The organism is Mycobacterium sp. NPDC003449 (genome assembly GCF_053588415.1).
The window spans coordinates 79,717-96,230 of sequence record NZ_JBSFPX010000006.1 but is presented as its reverse complement, the minus strand read 5'-3'; the positions used below and the strand labels follow the sequence as shown (position 1 = coordinate 96,230).

The 16,514-nt window shown below is 66.9% G+C and carries 16 protein-coding genes and 1 riboswitch; of the genes, 5 read left to right on the top strand and 11 right to left on the bottom strand.

Going from position 1 to position 16,514, the window contains the following annotated elements; genetic code table 11:
* Together ACWDTP_RS03585 and ACWDTP_RS03580 are read right to left on the bottom strand one after the other, a co-directional pair.
* The coding region (locus ACWDTP_RS03585; protein WP_450016654.1) for an MFS transporter at positions 1-1,209 on the bottom strand (1,209 nt) is incomplete at its 3' end.
* Positions 1,210-1,406: 197 nt separating this feature from the next.
* A complete protein-coding gene (locus ACWDTP_RS03580; protein WP_450016652.1) occupies positions 1,407-2,249 on the bottom strand; it encodes a GntR family transcriptional regulator in 843 nt (280 codons plus the stop codon).
* A gap of 122 nt (positions 2,250-2,371) precedes the next feature.
* Here ACWDTP_RS03580 and ACWDTP_RS03575 point away from each other — a divergent pair, with 122 nt between their 5' ends.
* From ACWDTP_RS03575 to ACWDTP_RS03560, 4 genes are read left to right on the top strand one after another with little or no spacing between them, the layout of a single operon-like run.
* A complete protein-coding gene (locus tag ACWDTP_RS03575; RefSeq protein WP_450016650.1) occupies positions 2,372-3,619 on the top strand; it encodes a CaiB/BaiF CoA transferase family protein in 1,248 nt (415 codons plus the stop codon).
* Between the two features lie 23 nt (positions 3,620-3,642).
* Complete coding sequence (locus ACWDTP_RS03570) at positions 3,643-4,407, top strand: SDR family NAD(P)-dependent oxidoreductase (protein WP_450016648.1); 765 nt, start codon at positions 3,643-3,645, stop codon at positions 4,405-4,407.
* Positions 4,408-4,452: 45 nt separating this feature from the next.
* Entirely contained in the window at positions 4,453-5,892 is a 1,440-nt protein-coding gene (locus tag ACWDTP_RS03565; RefSeq protein WP_450016646.1) for an aldehyde dehydrogenase family protein, read from the top strand.
* A gap of 9 nt (positions 5,893-5,901) precedes the next feature.
* Complete coding sequence (locus ACWDTP_RS03560; protein WP_450016644.1) at positions 5,902-6,648, top strand: carboxymuconolactone decarboxylase family protein; 747 nt, start codon at positions 5,902-5,904, stop codon at positions 6,646-6,648.
* Between the two features lie 11 nt (positions 6,649-6,659).
* Here the strand turns inward: ACWDTP_RS03560 and ACWDTP_RS03555 are convergent, their stop codons facing one another.
* Genes ACWDTP_RS03555 through ACWDTP_RS03540 form a run of 4 tightly spaced genes read right to left on the bottom strand, consistent with a single transcriptional unit; the run spans position 6,660 to position 9,908 of the window.
* Positions 6,660-7,085, bottom strand: a complete 426-nt coding sequence (locus ACWDTP_RS03555; protein ID WP_450016642.1) for a hypothetical protein — start codon at positions 7,083-7,085, stop codon at positions 6,660-6,662.
* A 31-nt stretch (positions 7,086-7,116) separates the two neighbouring features.
* The gene (locus tag ACWDTP_RS03550; RefSeq protein ID WP_450016640.1) at positions 7,117-7,650 is read right to left on the bottom strand and encodes a histidine phosphatase family protein; all 534 of its coding nucleotides are present in this window, start codon (positions 7,648-7,650) and stop codon (positions 7,117-7,119) included.
* Positions 7,651-7,656: 6 nt separating this feature from the next.
* Entirely contained in the window at positions 7,657-8,514 is an 858-nt protein-coding gene (locus ACWDTP_RS03545; RefSeq protein ID WP_450016638.1) for a 3-hydroxybutyryl-CoA dehydrogenase, read from the bottom strand.
* A gap of 17 nt (positions 8,515-8,531) precedes the next feature.
* Positions 8,532-9,908, bottom strand: coding sequence for an MFS transporter (locus ACWDTP_RS03540; protein WP_450016636.1), 1,377 nt, complete (start codon positions 9,906-9,908; stop codon positions 8,532-8,534).
* Positions 9,909-10,061: 153 nt separating this feature from the next.
* On the opposite strand from ACWDTP_RS03540, the gene ACWDTP_RS03535 reads away from it, so the two are divergent.
* Positions 10,062-10,526 carry a hypothetical protein gene (locus tag ACWDTP_RS03535; protein ID WP_450016635.1) on the top strand — a complete coding sequence of 155 codons (465 nt, stop codon included), beginning with the start codon at positions 10,062-10,064 and terminating at the stop codon, positions 10,524-10,526.
* Here ACWDTP_RS03535 and ACWDTP_RS03530 read toward each other — a convergent pair.
* From ACWDTP_RS03530 to ACWDTP_RS03510, 5 genes are all read right to left on the bottom strand, one after another.
* Positions 10,501-11,220: a FadR/GntR family transcriptional regulator gene (locus tag ACWDTP_RS03530; protein ID WP_450016633.1), complete on the bottom strand. Its 720-nt coding sequence runs from the start codon at positions 11,218-11,220 to the stop codon at positions 10,501-10,503. The two genes, ACWDTP_RS03535 and ACWDTP_RS03530, sit on opposite strands and share 26 nt — an antisense overlap.
* Before the next feature lie 2 nt (positions 11,221-11,222).
* A riboswitch (adenosylcobalamin (AdoCbl) riboswitch) is annotated at positions 11,223-11,373 on the bottom strand.
* A 109-nt stretch (positions 11,374-11,482) separates the two neighbouring features.
* The gene (locus ACWDTP_RS03525) at positions 11,483-12,187 is read right to left on the bottom strand and encodes a FadR/GntR family transcriptional regulator (RefSeq protein ID WP_450016631.1); all 705 of its coding nucleotides are present in this window, start codon (positions 12,185-12,187) and stop codon (positions 11,483-11,485) included.
* Positions 12,188-12,340: 153 nt separating this feature from the next.
* Complete coding sequence (locus tag ACWDTP_RS03520) at positions 12,341-14,059, bottom strand: methylmalonyl-CoA mutase family protein (RefSeq protein ID WP_450016629.1); 1,719 nt, start codon at positions 14,057-14,059, stop codon at positions 12,341-12,343.
* The gene (gene meaB / locus ACWDTP_RS03515) at positions 14,056-15,051 is read right to left on the bottom strand and encodes a methylmalonyl Co-A mutase-associated GTPase MeaB (protein ID WP_450016627.1); all 996 of its coding nucleotides are present in this window, start codon (positions 15,049-15,051) and stop codon (positions 14,056-14,058) included. The genes ACWDTP_RS03520 and meaB overlap by 4 nt, the downstream gene beginning before the upstream one ends.
* The gene (locus ACWDTP_RS03510) at positions 15,048-16,460 is read right to left on the bottom strand and encodes a phenylacetate--CoA ligase family protein (protein ID WP_450016625.1); all 1,413 of its coding nucleotides are present in this window, start codon (positions 16,458-16,460) and stop codon (positions 15,048-15,050) included. Before ACWDTP_RS03510 ends, meaB begins: the two co-directional genes overlap by 4 nt.
* Positions 16,461-16,514 lie beyond the last annotated feature (54 nt).

Sequence of the window (16,514 nt, the reverse complement as noted above, 5' to 3'; positions counted from 1 at the left end):
GTTCAGCCAGGTATTGAGATACGGTGCGGTGCCGCCGAATATCGCGACCGACAGCGAGACCACGAATCCTACGGTGGTGGCGCGCACCGCGGTCGGCGCCTGCTCCGCCACGACCGCGGAGTACATCGCGCCGACACACGCCCACACGATCTGGCCGAGGAGACTCGCGACGAACAGGGTCCACGGCGCGTCCGTCACCATCGTGGCGATCGGGAATGCCAGCGCGATCATCAGAATGCCTTGCGCGAGGACCATCGGTTTGCGCCCAATCTTGTCCGAGAGCAGGCCCATGAACGGCAGAAGTATGACGATCAGCCCCTGGGAGACGAGGCTCACCGTGAACGCCGAGGTCTCATCCATGCCGTGCTGGGAGATGGCGTTGGTCGGCGCGAATGAGATCCACGCGTAGAACGAGATATTCACGCCGACCGAGACCATGACGATCCGTGCTGCGGTGGCAATCGCCTGTCGCGGTCGCAGCTTCCGACTGATTTTCTTCTCTGCTTTGTCAGCATCTTCAACGGTCTCGACGAAAACGTCGGTCTCGACCGCCGATCGGCGAAGCCAGAGCGCGAAGATGCCGAGCGCGCCCCCGAAAGCGAATCCGATGCGCCAGCCGTACGAATTCATGTCGCCATCGGTGAGCAATGCGCTGAGGATCGCGGCGGTTGCGGTCGCGGTCATCAGGCCGAGCGTGGAGGACAGGAACGGCACAGAGGACCAGAGGCCGCGCCGTTCGGGTGGCGCGAGTTCAGCGGCGTATGTGTACGCGACGCCGGCCTCACCCCCATGCGCGAGCCCTTGGACCAGTCGCGAGACCAGCAGATACGCCGAAGCGAGGACACCGACCTGGCCGTAGGTCGGCATCAGCGCCATCGCGACGCTCGACGCGGCCAGCAGACCCATGGTCACAACAAGAATCGTCTTGCGTCCCAGGCGATCGGAGAGACGCCCGAAGACCAGGCCACCAATCGGCCGGGCCACAAACCCGACCGCGAACACCGCCAGTGTCGCGAGCAGACCCGAGGTCGGGTCGTCGGAATTGAAGGCGTTGGCTGCGAGGTACACGGAGAAGATTCCGTAGAGATTCCAGTCGAACCACTCCAGGGCATTTCCCACGCCCGCGGCGAGGAGGGATCTGCGCCTGTCACGAAAAGTCGACAGTCCCGTCGCTTCGGGGCGGCTTGGGGCATCGGGGGCACTGACCATGCTTACTCCACGGTGTCGTTGGAACGCGGGCCAAGTATCCGTCGCGGCGTATATGCGACATTGGCCAACGGGTTCGGGTTTCAGAGGTTCTCGCGGCCGTGATCGGCATCACCCGATCAACGTTCTGTCGACACTATTGCGTAACAAGCCGGACATACGCAAGCCCTATCGGTAAATCTGGCGCAAAGTGTCGACTCTTAATCGGTACGGCGGACGAACTCACCATCGGTGAACAATGCCATCAGGCCGGCGAGCGCATTGGCCGCCATCGTCCGGTTCAGCGCCGCGGCAAGTCCGGTGTCACGTTCATGGAGGGCCTGGACGAGGCGCTCGTGGTCGGCCAGCGACCGGTCAATCTGCCAGCCGCGATCCATCCCCAGGTGCCGCAGATGCAGGACCCGCAGACCGAGCGTGTCGATGGCCTGCTTGAGCGTCTCGTTGGCAGCGACCACGCAGGACTGCTCCTGAAAGAGCACGACCTGCCAGAAGTACCCGTCATGATCGCCCCGACGCCCCGCGTCGACCATCTCCGCGAGCCGTCGATCGAGCTGCCCCAGGGCGGACTCATCGGCGTGCGCGACGATGTGCTGCGCCACCAATGCGTAGAGTTCCCCGCGCAATTCGTAGATCTCACGGACCGTCCGCGGTGAGAACGTCGTCGCTTTGGGCCGGCGCCGCGGCGGCACTTCGACCATGCCCTGCTTCTCCAGCAGCATGAGCGCCTCGCGCACCGGTGTACGACTGGTCCCGAAGCGTTTGGCCAGTTCGAACGAGTTGAGATCGCCACCCGGGCTCACCCGCTCCTCGATGATGTCGCGCGCCACCTCGACCGCGATCTTGCCGACCAGAGAATCCTCCCGGCCCTCGACCCCGAGCAGCCGCGTCAGCAGGTCGTCGACCACGTCAGCGGTCGATCCGGTCGAAGACGAGTCAGCGAGGTCGGCCGAGGTCATGGCTTCACCGTAGCCGCGCAGCCATCCGGCGTCGGGCACCTCGCCGCGCCGGACCTGCCGCACGCGTTCAAACCCCGTCCTCGTCACGACCACCAGCGTACAGTGTCGCCACTTTTCAAGCCTCGTTCAGCGTTCTTCTCGTCAGACACTTGCCATCGCGTCGTCATCGATGCCATAGTGTCGACACTTGACTGAAGGGATCGAAATCGATGACGGAATGTCATTCCGCCTCAGCCAATCCGGCAGGCCCGCTGAACGGGATCCGCGTACTTGACCTCACCACGTTCCTTTCCGGTCCGTCGGCGACTCAGATGCTCGGAGATCTCGGCGCCGAGGTGATCAAGGTCGAACCGCCCGCGGGCGATTCGAGCCGGTCGATTCCGCCCCATTTCGTGGGCGACGACAGCGCCTACTACCTGGCCAACAACCGCAACAAGCAGAGCATCGTCGTCGACTTGAAACATCCCGAGGGTCTGCGGACCGTCATCCAGCTCGCCCTGAAAAGCGATGTGCTGCTGGAGAATTTCCGCCCCGGAGTCTGCTCCCGGCTCGGCCTCGACAGCCGCGAGCTCACGGCCGCCAACCCTCGGTTGGTGTGGGCCTCGATCAGCGGATTCGGGCAGGTCGGGCCGCTACGCGAACGCCCTGCCTACGACATGATCGTGCAGGCGATGAGTGGGGTGATGAGCCTCACCGGCCATCCGGGCGGCCCGGTCGCCCGGCTCGGCATCCCGGCCGGTGACGTCATCGCCGGCATGTACGCGGTCGTCGGCGTGCTCGCCGCGCTGGTGGCCCGCTCCGCGAGCGGGCGCGGCGACATCATCGACGTCTCCATGCTGGATTCCCAACTCAGCCAGTTGTCCTACCAGGCGGTGTATACGCTGCTCAGCGGTCAGTCCCCAGCACCGCAGGGCGCAGGCCACGACTCCATACCGACCTACCGGTCGTTCACCGGAAGTGATGGGCGGGAGTTCGTCGTCACCGCGAACACCCAACCCATGTGGGAGCGCCTGGCCGGGGTGACCGGACTGGACTCGATGGTGCACGACAAGCGGTTTTCCGATCAGGCGGGCCGGCTTCGGCACAAAGCGGCGCTATGGGCCGCGCTGGAGGCCGCGTTCCTGCACCGATCCGCCGGTGAGTGGGTGGACCTCTTGATCGACGCCAACGTTCCAGCCGCCCTCGTGCTCGACGTCGGCGCCGCACTCGACCTCGCCGAACACGGTGCACGCGACATGATCCTGGACCTCACCGACGGCCACGGCCATGACGTGCAGACGGTGGCCACCCCCATCCGCTTCCCGGACCGTCCCCGGCACGCCCACCGCTACCCGCCGCGGCTGGGCCAGGACAGCCGAAAGGTACTGCGCGATGTGCTGGGCCTCGACGATCACACGATCGACGAACTCATCGAATCCGCAGCCATCGGCACCCCGGAACCGCTGTATTCCAGCTGATTTCATCAACAACAGGAGGAAATATGAAACTCGAAAACAAGATCGCCGTCATCACCGGCGGCGGATCGGGCATGGGACGAGCCGGAGCGCTGCTGTTCGCCCGGGAGGGCGCCCGCGTGGTGGTCGCCGACCTGGACGACGTCGCGGCCAAGGAGGTGGCAGCCGAGGTGACCGAAAAAGGCGGGCAGGCAATCGCCGTGTCCGCTGACGTCTCCACCCTGGAAGGCAACGAGACCATCGTCTCCGCAGCCGTCGACACGTACGGTGGTCTCGACGTCTTCTGGGCGAACGCCGGTGTGGCTGCCCCGATGAGCCCGGTCACCGAGCAGTCGATCGACTTCTTCGATACGCTGATGGCCGTCAACGCCAAGGGACCGTGGCTCGGGGCGCGGGCAGCCATGCCGCACATGCAGAAACGCCCAGTCGCTTCCTTCGTCATCACATCCTCGCTGTCAGGATTCCGGGCCCGCCCCAACAACAGTGCTTACTCAGCCTCGAAAGGCGCTGCCATCCAACTCACCCGGGCGCTGTCGATCGAGTTCGCGCCGGACGTCCGCGTCAACACGGTGGCACCCGTGTCCACCGAAACACCGATGCTGAAGACATTCATGGCCAAACAGGATGATATCGAGGCCACCATCGCCGGACAGCGTGCCGGCGTGCCGCTCGGCCGCCTCGCACTCCCAGAGGACATCGCCAAGGCCGCGTTGTTTCTCGCCTGCAGTGACTCGGAATTCATCACCGGCATCACCGTCCCGGTGGACGGAGGCATTTCGGCTCGATCCTGAAACACCGGTTATCCCTGTCGAATTCACATCTGAAAGCAGATACCCATGCATCGCGAGTATTACGGTTCCATCATCGGCGGCAAGGAGCTTCCCTCGGCCCGTGCCGACATCATGGACAGCATCGACCCTGCAACCGGCAAGGTGTTGGCGCGTATCCAACGGGCCGACGCTGACATCGTCGCCGAGGCGGTCGACAACGCCGAGCAGGCCTTGCCGGCGTGGCGTGACGCCGACGGCGCAGACCGCGGCCGAGCCATGCGGCGGTTGGCCGACGTCGTGTTGGATAACCTCGATCTGCTGGCCCACCTGGAGTCGGTCGACAACGGGAAACCGTTGCGAGAAGCCGAGGCCGACGTTCGGCTGACCGCCGGCTACTACGAGTACTACGGCGGGCTGGCCGACAAGATTCACGGCGAAACGGTTCCCCTCGGGCCAGGCTTTCATTCCTATACGCACGTGGAACCGTTCGGAGTGACAGCGCACATTGTGCCCTGGAACGCGGCGCTGCAGCAGACTGCCCGGGGCGCCGCCCCGGCCATCGCCGGTGGCAATGTCGCGGTCGTCAAGCCGGCCGAGGATACCTCGATGGCTGTGGTCGAATTTGCCCGTCTGGCAATAGAAGCCGGCGTGCCCCCGGGCGTGATCAACGTCGTCACCGGTCTCGGCACCGAGGCGGGATCGGCACTGGTCGAGCACCCCAAGGTGCGACGCATCGCCTTCACCGGATCGGTCCCCACCGGGCAGTCGGTTCTGCGCGCCTCGGCCAGACATCTGAGTCCGGTGACGCTGGAACTCGGAGGGAAGTCGCCGAACATCGTCTTCGCCGATGCCGACCTGGACGCCGCGGCAGCCGGTTCGCTGACCGCCATCAATTTCAATGCCGGGCAGGTATGCATGGCCGGCAGCCGGCTACTGGTGCACCGCGCCGTGCACGACGAGTTCGTCGGCCGGCTGGCCGACGGAAACCGGGCGGTGACCCTGGGCCGGGGTATCGACAATCCGGGTATGGGCCCGATTACCACCGAGAAGCAGTACCGAAAAATCCTCGACTACATGGATATCGGTCGATCGGAAGGTGCCGAAGTCGTCGTCGGCGGGCAGGCCGGGGTCGTCGACGGTTTGGAGAACGGTCGGTTCGTCGAACCCACGATCTTCGTCAATGTGCGCAACGATATGCGCATCGCCCAGGAGGAGATCTTCGGTCCCGTCCTCGCCGTGATCCCGTTCGACGACGATGACGAGGCGGTCACGATCGCAAACGACACCCCATACGGCCTCACCGCGGGCGTGTGGACCCGGGATCTGTCGCGGGCGCATCGGGTCGCGGCGCAGATCGAAGCCGGCCAGGTGTCGATCAACAACTACTTCGCCGGTGGCATTCGCACCCCGTTCGGCGGCTACAAGGCCAGTGGGTTCGGCCGGGAGAAGGGGCCGGACGCCGTCTACCACTACCTGCAGACCAAGACCGTCAGCATCCAACTCTGAGGCCGGCAAGTGACTGAAACCAACGTACGCCACGAGGATCTTCTGGCCGGCCACATCGGAGGGTGGAGCGAACAGCTCGCTTGCGACCGGTCGGACAGACCGCTGTTCTTCCAGCGCCTCGCGGCGATGGTCGCGGTACCTGCTGAACGAGGCGCACTCAGCGCCGCTGAGCGAGCACTCATCGGTGTCGGAGTAGTCGGCAATGTCGCCAACACCAACTGGGCCCGCCTGGATGCCTACGCCCGCTTGGCCCTGCAGGTGGGCGCCGGCCAGGATCAGGTCCGCGACGTCCTGCAACTCGTCAGCATCATGAGCATCCACGCGATGACGGCGGGAGTACCGGCGCTGGTCAGAGTAATGAGCGAACGGGGGATCGCACCCCCGCGCGAACTCGATGACCGGCGACGGCGGCTCAAAGCAGAATTCGAGCAGCGTCGCGGCTACTGGCACGAGACCTGGGATGACGTACTCGTGCTGGATCCGGACATGTTCGAGGCCTACACGGCGTTCTCCACCTCGGCGGTCGAGGAGGGCAGCCTCGACACCCGCCTGCGTGAACTGATCTATATCGCCATCGACTGTGTGCCGACGCACCTGTATGTGCCCGGCGTCGAGATCCACTCACGCAAGGCGCTCGACGCGGGCGCCACACCGGAACAGATCCTCACCGCCATCGAGATCGCATCCCTGCTCGGGGCCGACCCCTACATCGAGGCGGCCGTGGACAGGCCGTTCCTAGCCGGCCTCGGCGCCTGACCGGTTGAGCCCTACGGTTCGAACCGCCCCGGAGGTGATCCGACGACCGCGTTCCCCCTGCGGATGTCGCAGACCTTCCAGCCGTCGAGGTTCTCGACCGTGAAGGAGATGTCCAGCTCGGTCGCGCTGGAGTAGTAGCCGGTGACCGTGCGCCGGTCGCCCTGCCCGCCCGGCTCGACCGACAGGACGTCGGGGCCGGCGGCATAGGCTTCGATGAATTCTCGGCGCACCTCGTCGTCGGAACGGGGCCGGATCGCCGACGCCAGGCCGCCGCAGGCGCCGGATCGCAGGGTCGCGACGTCGCCGTTCTTGGCCGCCGCGATGTGGCGGTGCACCGCATGCTCAGGCAGGTCGGGTTGGGTGGCCTGGGCGGTGCACGCCACGGCGCATCCGGCCAGGGCGATCAACACCCCACTGGCATACCGACTGACGAGCATGAGTCACGGTAACCCAGTGGCCGCCCGCCGATCAGGTGCCCGTCAGCAACAGCCCTACCACACAACCGTTTTCGGGTGGGTGTATGGAAGGTCGGGGGGACCACAGTGCGACGGCTTCGCGGATGACGTCACCGTGGGTGACCACGACGACCGGCCCTGCGCCGGCCAGCCACGGCCGTAACCGGTGCAGCCGCGCCGCCACGTCGGCCCGCGACTCCCCTTGCGGGAGCGCGTCTTTGTCCGAAAGCGCCGACTCGGCCCGGTACCCCTCGGCGACCGGCCTGCCCTCGTGGATACCCCAGCACCGCTCACGCAGGAGCGCCGTGTGTTCGACCGCGAGCCCGAGCCGCTCACCGACGATGCCCGCGGTCTGGGCCGCACGCCACAGATCCGAGCTCAGGATCCGGCCCGGACGGCGGCCGGTGGCCAGCCGCTCGGCGACGCGCCACGCCTGCCGCACCCCGACATCGGTCAGGGCCGGCCAGGGGGTCTGCCCTTGCATCAACCCGGCCCGGTTCCATTCCGACTCGCCGTGGCGGATCCACAGCGTCTCCTGGGCGGTCACCCGCCGTCAGGAGTAGGCGAAGAAGCCGTGGCCGCTCTTCCTGCCGAGCCTGCCGGCTTCCACCATCCGCGCCAGCAGCGGCGGGCACACATACTGCGGCTCCTTGAACTCCCGGTACAGCGAATCGGCGATGGCGCGCACGATGTCCAGGCCGATCAGATCTGACAGGGCCAGCGGGCCCTGTGGGTGCGCACAGCCCCGAACCAGCCCGGCGTCGATATCGTCCGGCGTCGCGACGCCGGACTCGACCATCCGGATCGCCGAGAGCAGGAATGGGATCAGCAGCGCGTTGACCACGAAACCGGCCCGGTCCTTGCAGTCGATCGGGTGTTTGCCCAGGGTGTCCCGGACGAAGGAGCGCGCCCGTTCGGTCGTCGCGGCCGCGGTCAGAAAGCTCGGGATCAACTCCACCAACGACAGCACCGGGACCGGATTGAAGAAGTGCACGCCGAGGACGTTCTCGGGACGGGCCGTCGCGACGCCGAGCTTGATGATCGGAATCGACGAGGTGTTGGAGGCCAGGATCGCGCCGGTGTCGACCACGATCTTGTCGAGCTCGCCGAAGAGCCCCGTCTTGACCGCCTCGTCCTCCATGATCGCCTCGATCACCAGGGTGCGGTCGGCGAGCGCGTCGAGATCCTCGACGACCACGATCCGCTCGAGGATCTCGGCGGCCGAGCCGACCTTGCCCCGGGATTCGGCCTTGGCCAGCGATTTCTCCAGCCGTTGGCGGCCGGCCTGCGCCGCGGCGGTGTTGGTCTCGACGACCGTGACCGGCAGACCGGACCGGGCGACGGTCTCGGCGATGCCGGCCCCCATGAGTCCGCAGCCGACGACTCCGACTTTTTCGGCGATGGTGGTCATGGCACCTTTCGGGTGGGTCACTGGGTGGGTACGTCGTCGAGGTCGTTGTTCTTGGTCTCCGGGAGCGCCAGGACGCAGGCCAGGCTGACCGCCGACAGAACGGCCAGCAGGACGCCGACCCAGATGCCGGAGTGGTCGGCCACGATCCGCGCGGCCAGGATCGGCGGAATCGCGCCGCCGATGATCCCGCCGAGGTTGTAGCTCAGCCCCGCGCCCGTATAGCGGAACCGCGACCGGAACATCTCCGGCAGCAGCGCTCCCGCGGGCCCGTTGGCGATTCCGTACAACGCCAACGTGACGGTCACACCGATCAGGAACGCCACCGGAGAGCCGGTGTCCAGCAACGGGAACAGCAGCAGCGACCACAGCACCGCGGCACCGTAGGCCGCCGCGATGACCTTCTTGCGACCCACCCGATCCGACAGGATCGCCGCCGCCGCGGTGACGATCGCCAGCACCACCGAGGCGATCATCCCGAAGCCGAGGATCATCGTCCGGTCGAACTCCAGCGCCGAGGTGCCGTAACTGGTCAGAAAGGCACTGCCGGTATAGAACATCGCAAACACCGTCGACATCGCCAGCCCGGACATCACGATCTGGCGCCACTGCTTGCGGATGGCGTCGGCGAACGGCAGCTTGGTCGGCGCGCTCTCCTGCTGCCGACGGCGTTGCTCGGTCTCGAACACCGGAGTCTCGGCCACCCGTAACCGAATCCACAAGCCGACCATCACCAACAACAGCGACGCCAGGAACGGGAACCGCCAGCCGTAGTTCATGAATGTCTCACTGGTGTCCCCGATGGTGATCGACACCGCGAAGAACGTGCCGCTGGCCAGGAAGAACGCGCACGCCGACCCCATCTGCGGATACATCGCCATCCGCCCGCGTTGCCCCTTGGGTGCGTACTCCGCGGTCAACAGTGTCGCGCCGGCCCACTCCCCGCCCATCGCCAGGCCCTGCATAAACCGCATCACCACCAACAGGATCGGCGCCCAGATCCCGATCCCGTTCTCCCACAACCCGAACACCCCGGTGCTGTACCCCGGGAACAATCCGATCGCCACCGTCGAGAGCCCCATGATCAGCAGCGTCCACACCAGCGTGCGCTTGCGCCCGATCCGGTCACCGAAGTGCCCGAACACGATCGACCCGACCGGGCGGGCGAAAAACGCCACCCCGAACGTCGCGAACGATGCGATGGTGCCCATCGACGGGCTGCTGCTGGGGAAGAACAGGTGCGGGAAGACCAAGGCTGCCGCGGTGCCGTAGACGAAGAAGTCGTAGTACTCGATGGTCGTACCGATCAGGCTCGCCGCACCGACCCGGCGTAGACCGTGGGGTCGCTCGGTAGTCGATTGCGGGTTCGCCGCCTGAGCCTCGGCCTGTTGATGCATAGCGTCTCCAGAGTTGGACGGATCTCACTATGGTCCTACCACAACTGTGGTTCAGGCCACAAGGGTCAAATCCGTGTAGCGCCCGACACAAGCCGTTCCTTGACCCAGCCTCCACCGCTCGAGTATGGTCCGACCACATATATGGTCGTCCACGTGTCATGCGCGGCACTTACCAACGAGGCGGGCCATCAACCGGAGGCGGAGTACCACATGTGCAAGCTCATCGTCGCGGCCGAATCGCCGTGGGGCGGCGAGATGTACCGGACCCAGCCCGGAATCCACCGGCTGTACTTCGGTTCGGTGGAGACCTTCTGCAGCGCGTTCCTGGCCCTCACCGGCTGGCCGCTGCATTCGCCGCCGCGCGACACCGAACCCGAGCGCCCCGGCCGGGACTGTGTCCGACGCCGGCCCAGGCGGCGACCCGACACGAAGCAGAAGTTCATCGTCGCGGCGAGCGCACCCTGGTACGGCGAGATCTATCCAACCAGGCCGGGGCTCAAGCGTTTCGGCTTCACCACGTTCGAGGAGTTCCTGCGCGGGGTCCTCGACATCACCGGGTGGTCACTGGACCCCACGGTGGCCGCACCCGCGGTCAGCCGGCGGGCCGCAGCCGGGTGAGGTCGGGGTCGTCCTCGCCCGCGGCCCGGTGCGCCACCAGCGCGACCGCCCGAGCCTCATCGCCCGCCGCGATCGCGTCGACCAGTGCGCCTCTCGCCTCGACCGACGGGTTCGGCATGTCGAAGCGGGCCTGACGCAAACCCGACAACACCGCCGACGCCAGCACGTTGCCCGACATCTCGGTGATCCGCTGCAGCAGAACGGTATCCAGGTCCAGACGGTCGGCGAGCGAACCGGCGGTACGCATCTGCTCGACCAGTGACCGCAGGGTGGCGACGTCCTCGGTGGTGGCCCGCCTGCAGGCCCCCGCCACCGCGAGCGTCTCGAGCGAGGCGGCCACATCCGCGGAGTCCTGCGGGCTGAACGACGCCATCCGCAGATGCAGGCGCAGGACCATTGCCATGGCATCGGCCCCGCGGTGCACGATCACCGATCCCGCCGACGGCCCGGACCCCGGAGCGGCTTCGATGACGCCGATCGCCTCCAGGATCCGCAGCGCCTCGCGAACCGCGCCCCGGCTGACGCCGAGCGCTTCGGCCAGCATCCGCTCGGGTGGCAGCCGGTCCCCGGCCCGCAGCGTGCCCTGCCGGAGCCGGTCCTCGATCTGCTCTACGATGAGTTCGTGAGTTCGCCTGCGGGGCAGTGGTTTCCACTGTGCATCGGCGGTTTCTGACGCGTGCGCGGCCTCGGCCATGGTGTCCTCCTGCAGGGATTGCGCGTCCCTGATGAACGGATAGGCTGCGGGCCTGCAGGTCTGACTCCACCCCGGTGAACCGGGATGTCACAGTAGCGCGACTGTGCTGGATTCTCACCAGCTTCCTCGAGCCCGCAACCGCCAGTGTATGGCATTGCAGAAGACTCCGGCCGCGCTCTCGCGCGAACTCGACGTAAACGTCGCCGATCACGCTCGGACACGACGATTATGTCGAATTGGGCGTGGGGGTTGACCGCCCGACTCAGTCGGCCCACTTGAGGTCGCTGAACCCGACGGCGCGGTAGAAGCCCTCGATGTGGCGGGCCACCAGATCGGCCGCCCGGCCGCCGTCGCCCGAGGCGATGGCCTCCACGATCGCCGCATGTTCGTCGGTCAGTGTCGCCATGGTCTTCGCCGGGTCCTCGAGCCGTTCGAACGCGCTCACCATGGCTTGGCGCAGCGCTTCCCGCAGCGCGGCCATCAGCGCCGCCGCCAGCCCGTTGCTCGAGATCTGCGCAATCCCGACGTGGAAGGCCGCGTCGAGATCGTTGTAGCTCGCCGTGGTGTGGGTTCCCCGCATCTGTTCGACCAGCGAACGCAGGTGGGCCAGTTGATCACTGGTGGCGATGCCGGCGGCCTTGCGGCAGGCCAGCCGTTCCAGGGTGAGACGTACCTCGACCAGATCGTCGGTGGTGAACGACGCCAGTTGCAGGTGGATGCGCAGGACCATGCCCATCCCCGCGGTGCTGTCCTTGACGATCATCGACCCGGACGTGGGGCCGGAACCGGTTCCGGCCTCGACGACCCCGATCGCTTCGAGGATCCGCAGGGCCTCCCGAACGGCTCCCCGGCTGACCCCGAGGGCCTCGGCCAGCTGCCGTTCGGGGGGCAGACGGTCACCCGCCTTGAGTGTGCCGGTGTTCAGCCGGTGCTCGATCTCGGCCACCACCTGCTCATGCGTCCGCATGCGCGGGAGCGGCTTCCATCCGGATTGTGTTGCCTCCGACACGTGCGCCCCTTCTGCTTTGTCGCAGAGTTTGATATAGGGAATCACTGTACCGACCACATCGTGGTTCACCCGCATGCCGCTCCCGAGCACCGACGCTGGTTGCCGATCCCCCTAGAACACCGGCGTTTCGACGTAGCTGCCGAAGACGCCGCGCAGCGCGCCGGTGATCTCACCCATCGACAGGTGCGCACGCACCGCCTCGATGGTCGCGGGCATCAGGTTGGCGTTCTCGTCCTTCGCGACCGCGAGCAGGTTGTCCATCGCCGCCTTGGCCCGCTGCGGATCGCGGTCGGCGCGCACCTGCTTGAGCCGGGTGATCTGGCGGGCCTCGGACTCCGGATCGAGCTTGTGGACCTCGATCTTCTGGTCGTCGTGCTCGTCGACGTATTTGTTCACACCGATCACCGGCCGGTCGCCACTGGCCTTGCGCCGCGCGTAATCGTAGGCGGTGTCCGAGATCTCCTTCTGGAAGAAGCCCTGTTCGATGGCGGCCACCACGCCGCCCATGGCCTCGACCTTCTCGACGTATTCCTCGATGCCCTTTTCGATCTCGTCGGTCAGCGCCTCCACGTAGTAGGACCCGCCGAGCGGGTCGATCACGTTGGGCACGTTGGTCTCGTCGGCGATGATCTGCTGGGTGCGCAGGGCCAGTTTCATCGCCATCTCGCTCGGGATGGTGTAGGCCTCGTCGAGTCCGTTGGTGTGGATCGACTGGGCGCCGCCCATCACGGCCGACAGTGCCTGCAGCGCGGTGCGCACGATGTTGACCATCGGCTGCGGTTTGGTCAGCGTCGCCGCCGCGGTCTGGGCGTGGAAACGCAACCGCATCGAGTTGGGCTTCTTGGCGCCGAAGTGTTCCTTCATCATCTTCGCGTAGTAGCGCCGGACCGCCCGGAACTTCGCGACCTCCTCGAACAGGTCGGCCTGCGAGACGAAGAAGAACGATAGCCGCGAGGCGAAGGCATCGACATCGATGCCCGCCTTGACCACGTCCTCGACGTAGGCCTTGGTGATCGCCATCGTGAAGGCGACCTCCTGGACGGCGTTCCCGCCGGCCTCACTGATGTGGTAGCCGCTGATGTTGACCGGGTTGTAGCGGGCCATGTTCTCGGCGCCGTAGGCCACACAGTCCCGCACGATCCGCATGCTCGGCCGGACCGGGAAGATCCATTCCTTCTGTGCGACATACTCTTTGAGGATGTCGTTCTGGATGGTCCCGGACAGCTTGTTGAGGTCCATCCCGCGGTCCTCGGCCGTCGCGATGTACATCGCCAGCAGGATCCAGGCCGACGGGTTGATGGTCATCGACACCGAGATGTTCTCCAGGTCGATCCCGTCGAACAGGGCCGCCATATCGGGCAGCACGTCGATCGCCACGCCCTCGCGGCCGACCTCGCCGAGGCTCATCGCGTCGTCGCTGTCCAGCCCCATCAGGGTGGGCATGTCGAAGTCCACCGACAGCCCGGTCTGGCCCTGGGCGATCAGATACTGGAACCGCTTGTTGGTCTCCTCGGCCTGGCCGAACCCGGCGATCTGGCGCATCGTCCACAGCTTGCCGCGGTACATCGTCGGGTACGGCCCGCGGGTGTAGGGGTACTGGCCGGGCAGCCCGATGTCCTCCCAGCTCTGCGGCAGATCCTGTGGGCCGTAGACCCGCTTCACCGGCCGGCCGGCGCCGGTCAGGTAGTTCTCCTTGGACTCGGGTGCCCGGCGGATGAAGTCGGCGAGTTCATTGTTCTCCCAGCTGTCGAAGTCCGCCTCGGCCCGCTTGGTCAGTGCGTCGGAGGACAGCCGCAGCTCGTCGGGGGTCGCCTGGGTTTCGTCGGTCATGATCTTCCTTTTCCATCGATGTCGGTCGGGTCTACGGCCATGGCGGTCAGCAGCCGGGCCGCCGCCTGGCGCGGTTCCTCGGTGCGGGCGATCAGCGCCTCGACGGCGGCGTCGAAGTCGCGGTGACCGGACCGCAGCCGGTCCGCCACGAGAGCTTCTGCGGCCCAGCGGATTCGGGTGGCGGCGTTGCGCCTTTCCACCTCGTGCAGGCCGCCGTGCTCGGCCATCCAGCCCCGGTGCCCCGCGGTCTGGTCCAGCAGTTCGGCGACGCCTTCACCGCTGGCCGCCGTGGTCTTGACGATCGGGGTGTTCCAGTCGCCGGGCCCGCGGTGCGCCAGCCGCAGCGATTCGCGCAGCTGTTTGACGGTCAGATCGGCGCCGGGCCGGTCGGCCTTGTTGACCACATGGATGTCGGCGATCTCGATCAGGCCCGCCTTGATGGCCTGGATGTCGTCGCCCAGTCCGGGCACGCTGACCACCAGGACGCTGTGCGCCACACTGATCACGTCGACCTCGGCCTGGCCGACGCCGACGGTTTCCAGGATCACCACGTCGTAGCCTGCGGCGTCGAGCAGGACGATGCCGTCCAGTACCGCCCGGGACAGTCCGCCGGTCGCCCCGCGCGAAGCCATCGACCGGATGTAGATGTCGGTACGTCCGGCGAGTTCGGTCATCCGGATCCGGTCACCAAGGATGGCGCCGCCGGAGTACGCGCTGGACGGGTCGACGGCCAGGATCGCGACCTTCATACCGCGGTTCACATACTCCCCGGCCATCTTGGTCACCAGCGTGCTCTTACCGCTGCCGGCCGGGCCGGTGACCCCGACGACATGTGCCCGGCCGCTGTCCTTCCAGACCTCGGCGAGCAGTTCGGATGCGGCGTCGGAGCGGCTCTCGACCAGGGTCAGCCCACGCGCGAGGGATACCTGTGAGCCGGACCGGATCCGGTCGGCGAGCGCGGCGACCGGTGCCACCGTGTCGACCGGGCTCATGACGACGCTCCCCCGCCGAAGGACTCGAACAGCTTGCGGTCGTCGATGACGCGGCGCGCCTTGAAGTCGGTGCGTTCGAAGGTGGCGGGCGCCACCGTGACCACCTTGGCGCCGACGCCGAGCACGGTGCGCAGATCCTCGCCGACCCGCTTGACGAAGACGTCCTGGGCGACCGTGGTGCGCTCGGGGTCGAATTCGATCTGCACCAGCAGTTCGTCCATGGCGCCGTCGCGGGTGATGACGATGCGGTGCTCGCCGCCGTAACCCTCGGCGCTCATCACGACGTCGTCGATGGCGTTGGGCTGCACGTTCTCACCGCGGATCTGGAACATATCGTCGATGCGCCCGTAGATCCCCCTCGGCAGGAACGGGTAGGTCCGGCCCCGGGCGGCGTCGGGCGCCTCCCAGCGGGTCAGGTCGTTGGACAGCAGCCGGATCATCGGCTGCGAGGTGCGCTCCAGCGTGGTGTAGATCGGGGTGCCCTCGTTGCCGTAGGGCACCCGGCGCATGGTCGCCGGGTCGCACACCTCGGTGTAGACCAGATCCTGCCAGGTGAACACGCCCGGCTCGTTGGACGCCGCACCCAGCGACATCCACGGCGCGACCTCGCCCATGCTGCCCGAGTCGTACACCTCGACGTCGAACGCGTCGATGATGCGCTGCCGGATCGAGGGCACGCTGGCGCCGGGTTCCCCGGAGAAGAACATCGTGCGCAGGCCCAGCTTTCGGGGGTCGATGTCGTTGTCGCTGGCCACCTCGGCGAGCCGGAGCGCATACGACGGGGTGCCGTAGAAGACGGTGGCCCGCATCTGGCGCATCCACTGCAGGGTCCGCAGGCTCTGGCCGGCCACCCCGGCGCCGAACGGAAACACCGCCGCGCCAAGGCGTTCCGCGCCGCTGTAGGCGCCCCACGAACCCCAGTACTGGGTCAGCGGGGAGCCGATCAGCACCACATCCTCGGGGCGGATGCCCATCCCCCACATCACCCTGGCGTGCGCGTTGGCGACGGCGTTCCAGTCGGGCTGGCTGATCCCGAACGCGGTGGGCCGCCCGGTGGTGCCCGACGTGCCCTTGATGTGGGTGACCTCGACGGGGTCGACGCACAGGTAGCTGCCGTAGGGCTCGTTGGCGGCCTGATCGGTGCGCAGCTCATCCTTGTAGACCACCGGAACCTGTTCGAAGGCTTCGAGTGAGGTGATGTCGCCGGGCTCGAGGCCGGCCTGCGACCACTTGCGGCGGTAGAACGGGGCGCGTTCCCACGCGTAGGCCATCAGCTGCTGGATGCGCTCGAGGATCGCCTCGTCGCGCTGTTCGGGATCCATCGTCTCGCGGACCGGGAACCAGTGCTGCTGCCCAGGGGGTGGCCGGTAATCCGCGTCGTAACGCGGAGGCCAGCTCCACGACTCCATGTCCGGGCCGATCCTTCCCCCGTCGCTTCGCTCGCCCCCGGTCCCTCCCCCACC

Coding starts and splice junctions, on each gene's coding strand:
- ACWDTP_RS03525 (WP_450016631.1), bottom strand. CDS start 12,187: ATGCGGACGCATGAGCAGGTGGTGGCCGAGATCGAGCACCGGCTGAAC.
- ACWDTP_RS03540 (WP_450016636.1), bottom strand. CDS start 9,908: ATGCATCAACAGGCCGAGGCTCAGGCGGCGAACCCGCAATCGACTACC.
- ACWDTP_RS03520 (WP_450016629.1), bottom strand. CDS start 14,059: ATGACCGACGAAACCCAGGCGACCCCCGACGAGCTGCGGCTGTCCTCC.
- ACWDTP_RS03570 (WP_450016648.1), top strand. CDS start 3,643: ATGAAACTCGAAAACAAGATCGCCGTCATCACCGGCGGCGGATCGGGC.
- ACWDTP_RS03575 (WP_450016650.1), top strand. CDS start 2,372: ATGACGGAATGTCATTCCGCCTCAGCCAATCCGGCAGGCCCGCTGAAC.
- ACWDTP_RS03545 (WP_450016638.1), bottom strand. CDS start 8,514: ATGACCACCATCGCCGAAAAAGTCGGAGTCGTCGGCTGCGGACTCATG.
- meaB (WP_450016627.1), bottom strand. CDS start 15,051: ATGAGCCCGGTCGACACGGTGGCACCGGTCGCCGCGCTCGCCGACCGG.
- ACWDTP_RS03565 (WP_450016646.1), top strand. CDS start 4,453: ATGCATCGCGAGTATTACGGTTCCATCATCGGCGGCAAGGAGCTTCCC.
- ACWDTP_RS03555 (WP_450016642.1), bottom strand. CDS start 7,085: ATGCTCGTCAGTCGGTATGCCAGTGGGGTGTTGATCGCCCTGGCCGGA.
- ACWDTP_RS03530 (WP_450016633.1), bottom strand. CDS start 11,220: ATGGCCGAGGCCGCGCACGCGTCAGAAACCGCCGATGCACAGTGGAAA.
- ACWDTP_RS03510 (WP_450016625.1), bottom strand. CDS start 16,460: ATGGAGTCGTGGAGCTGGCCTCCGCGTTACGACGCGGATTACCGGCCA.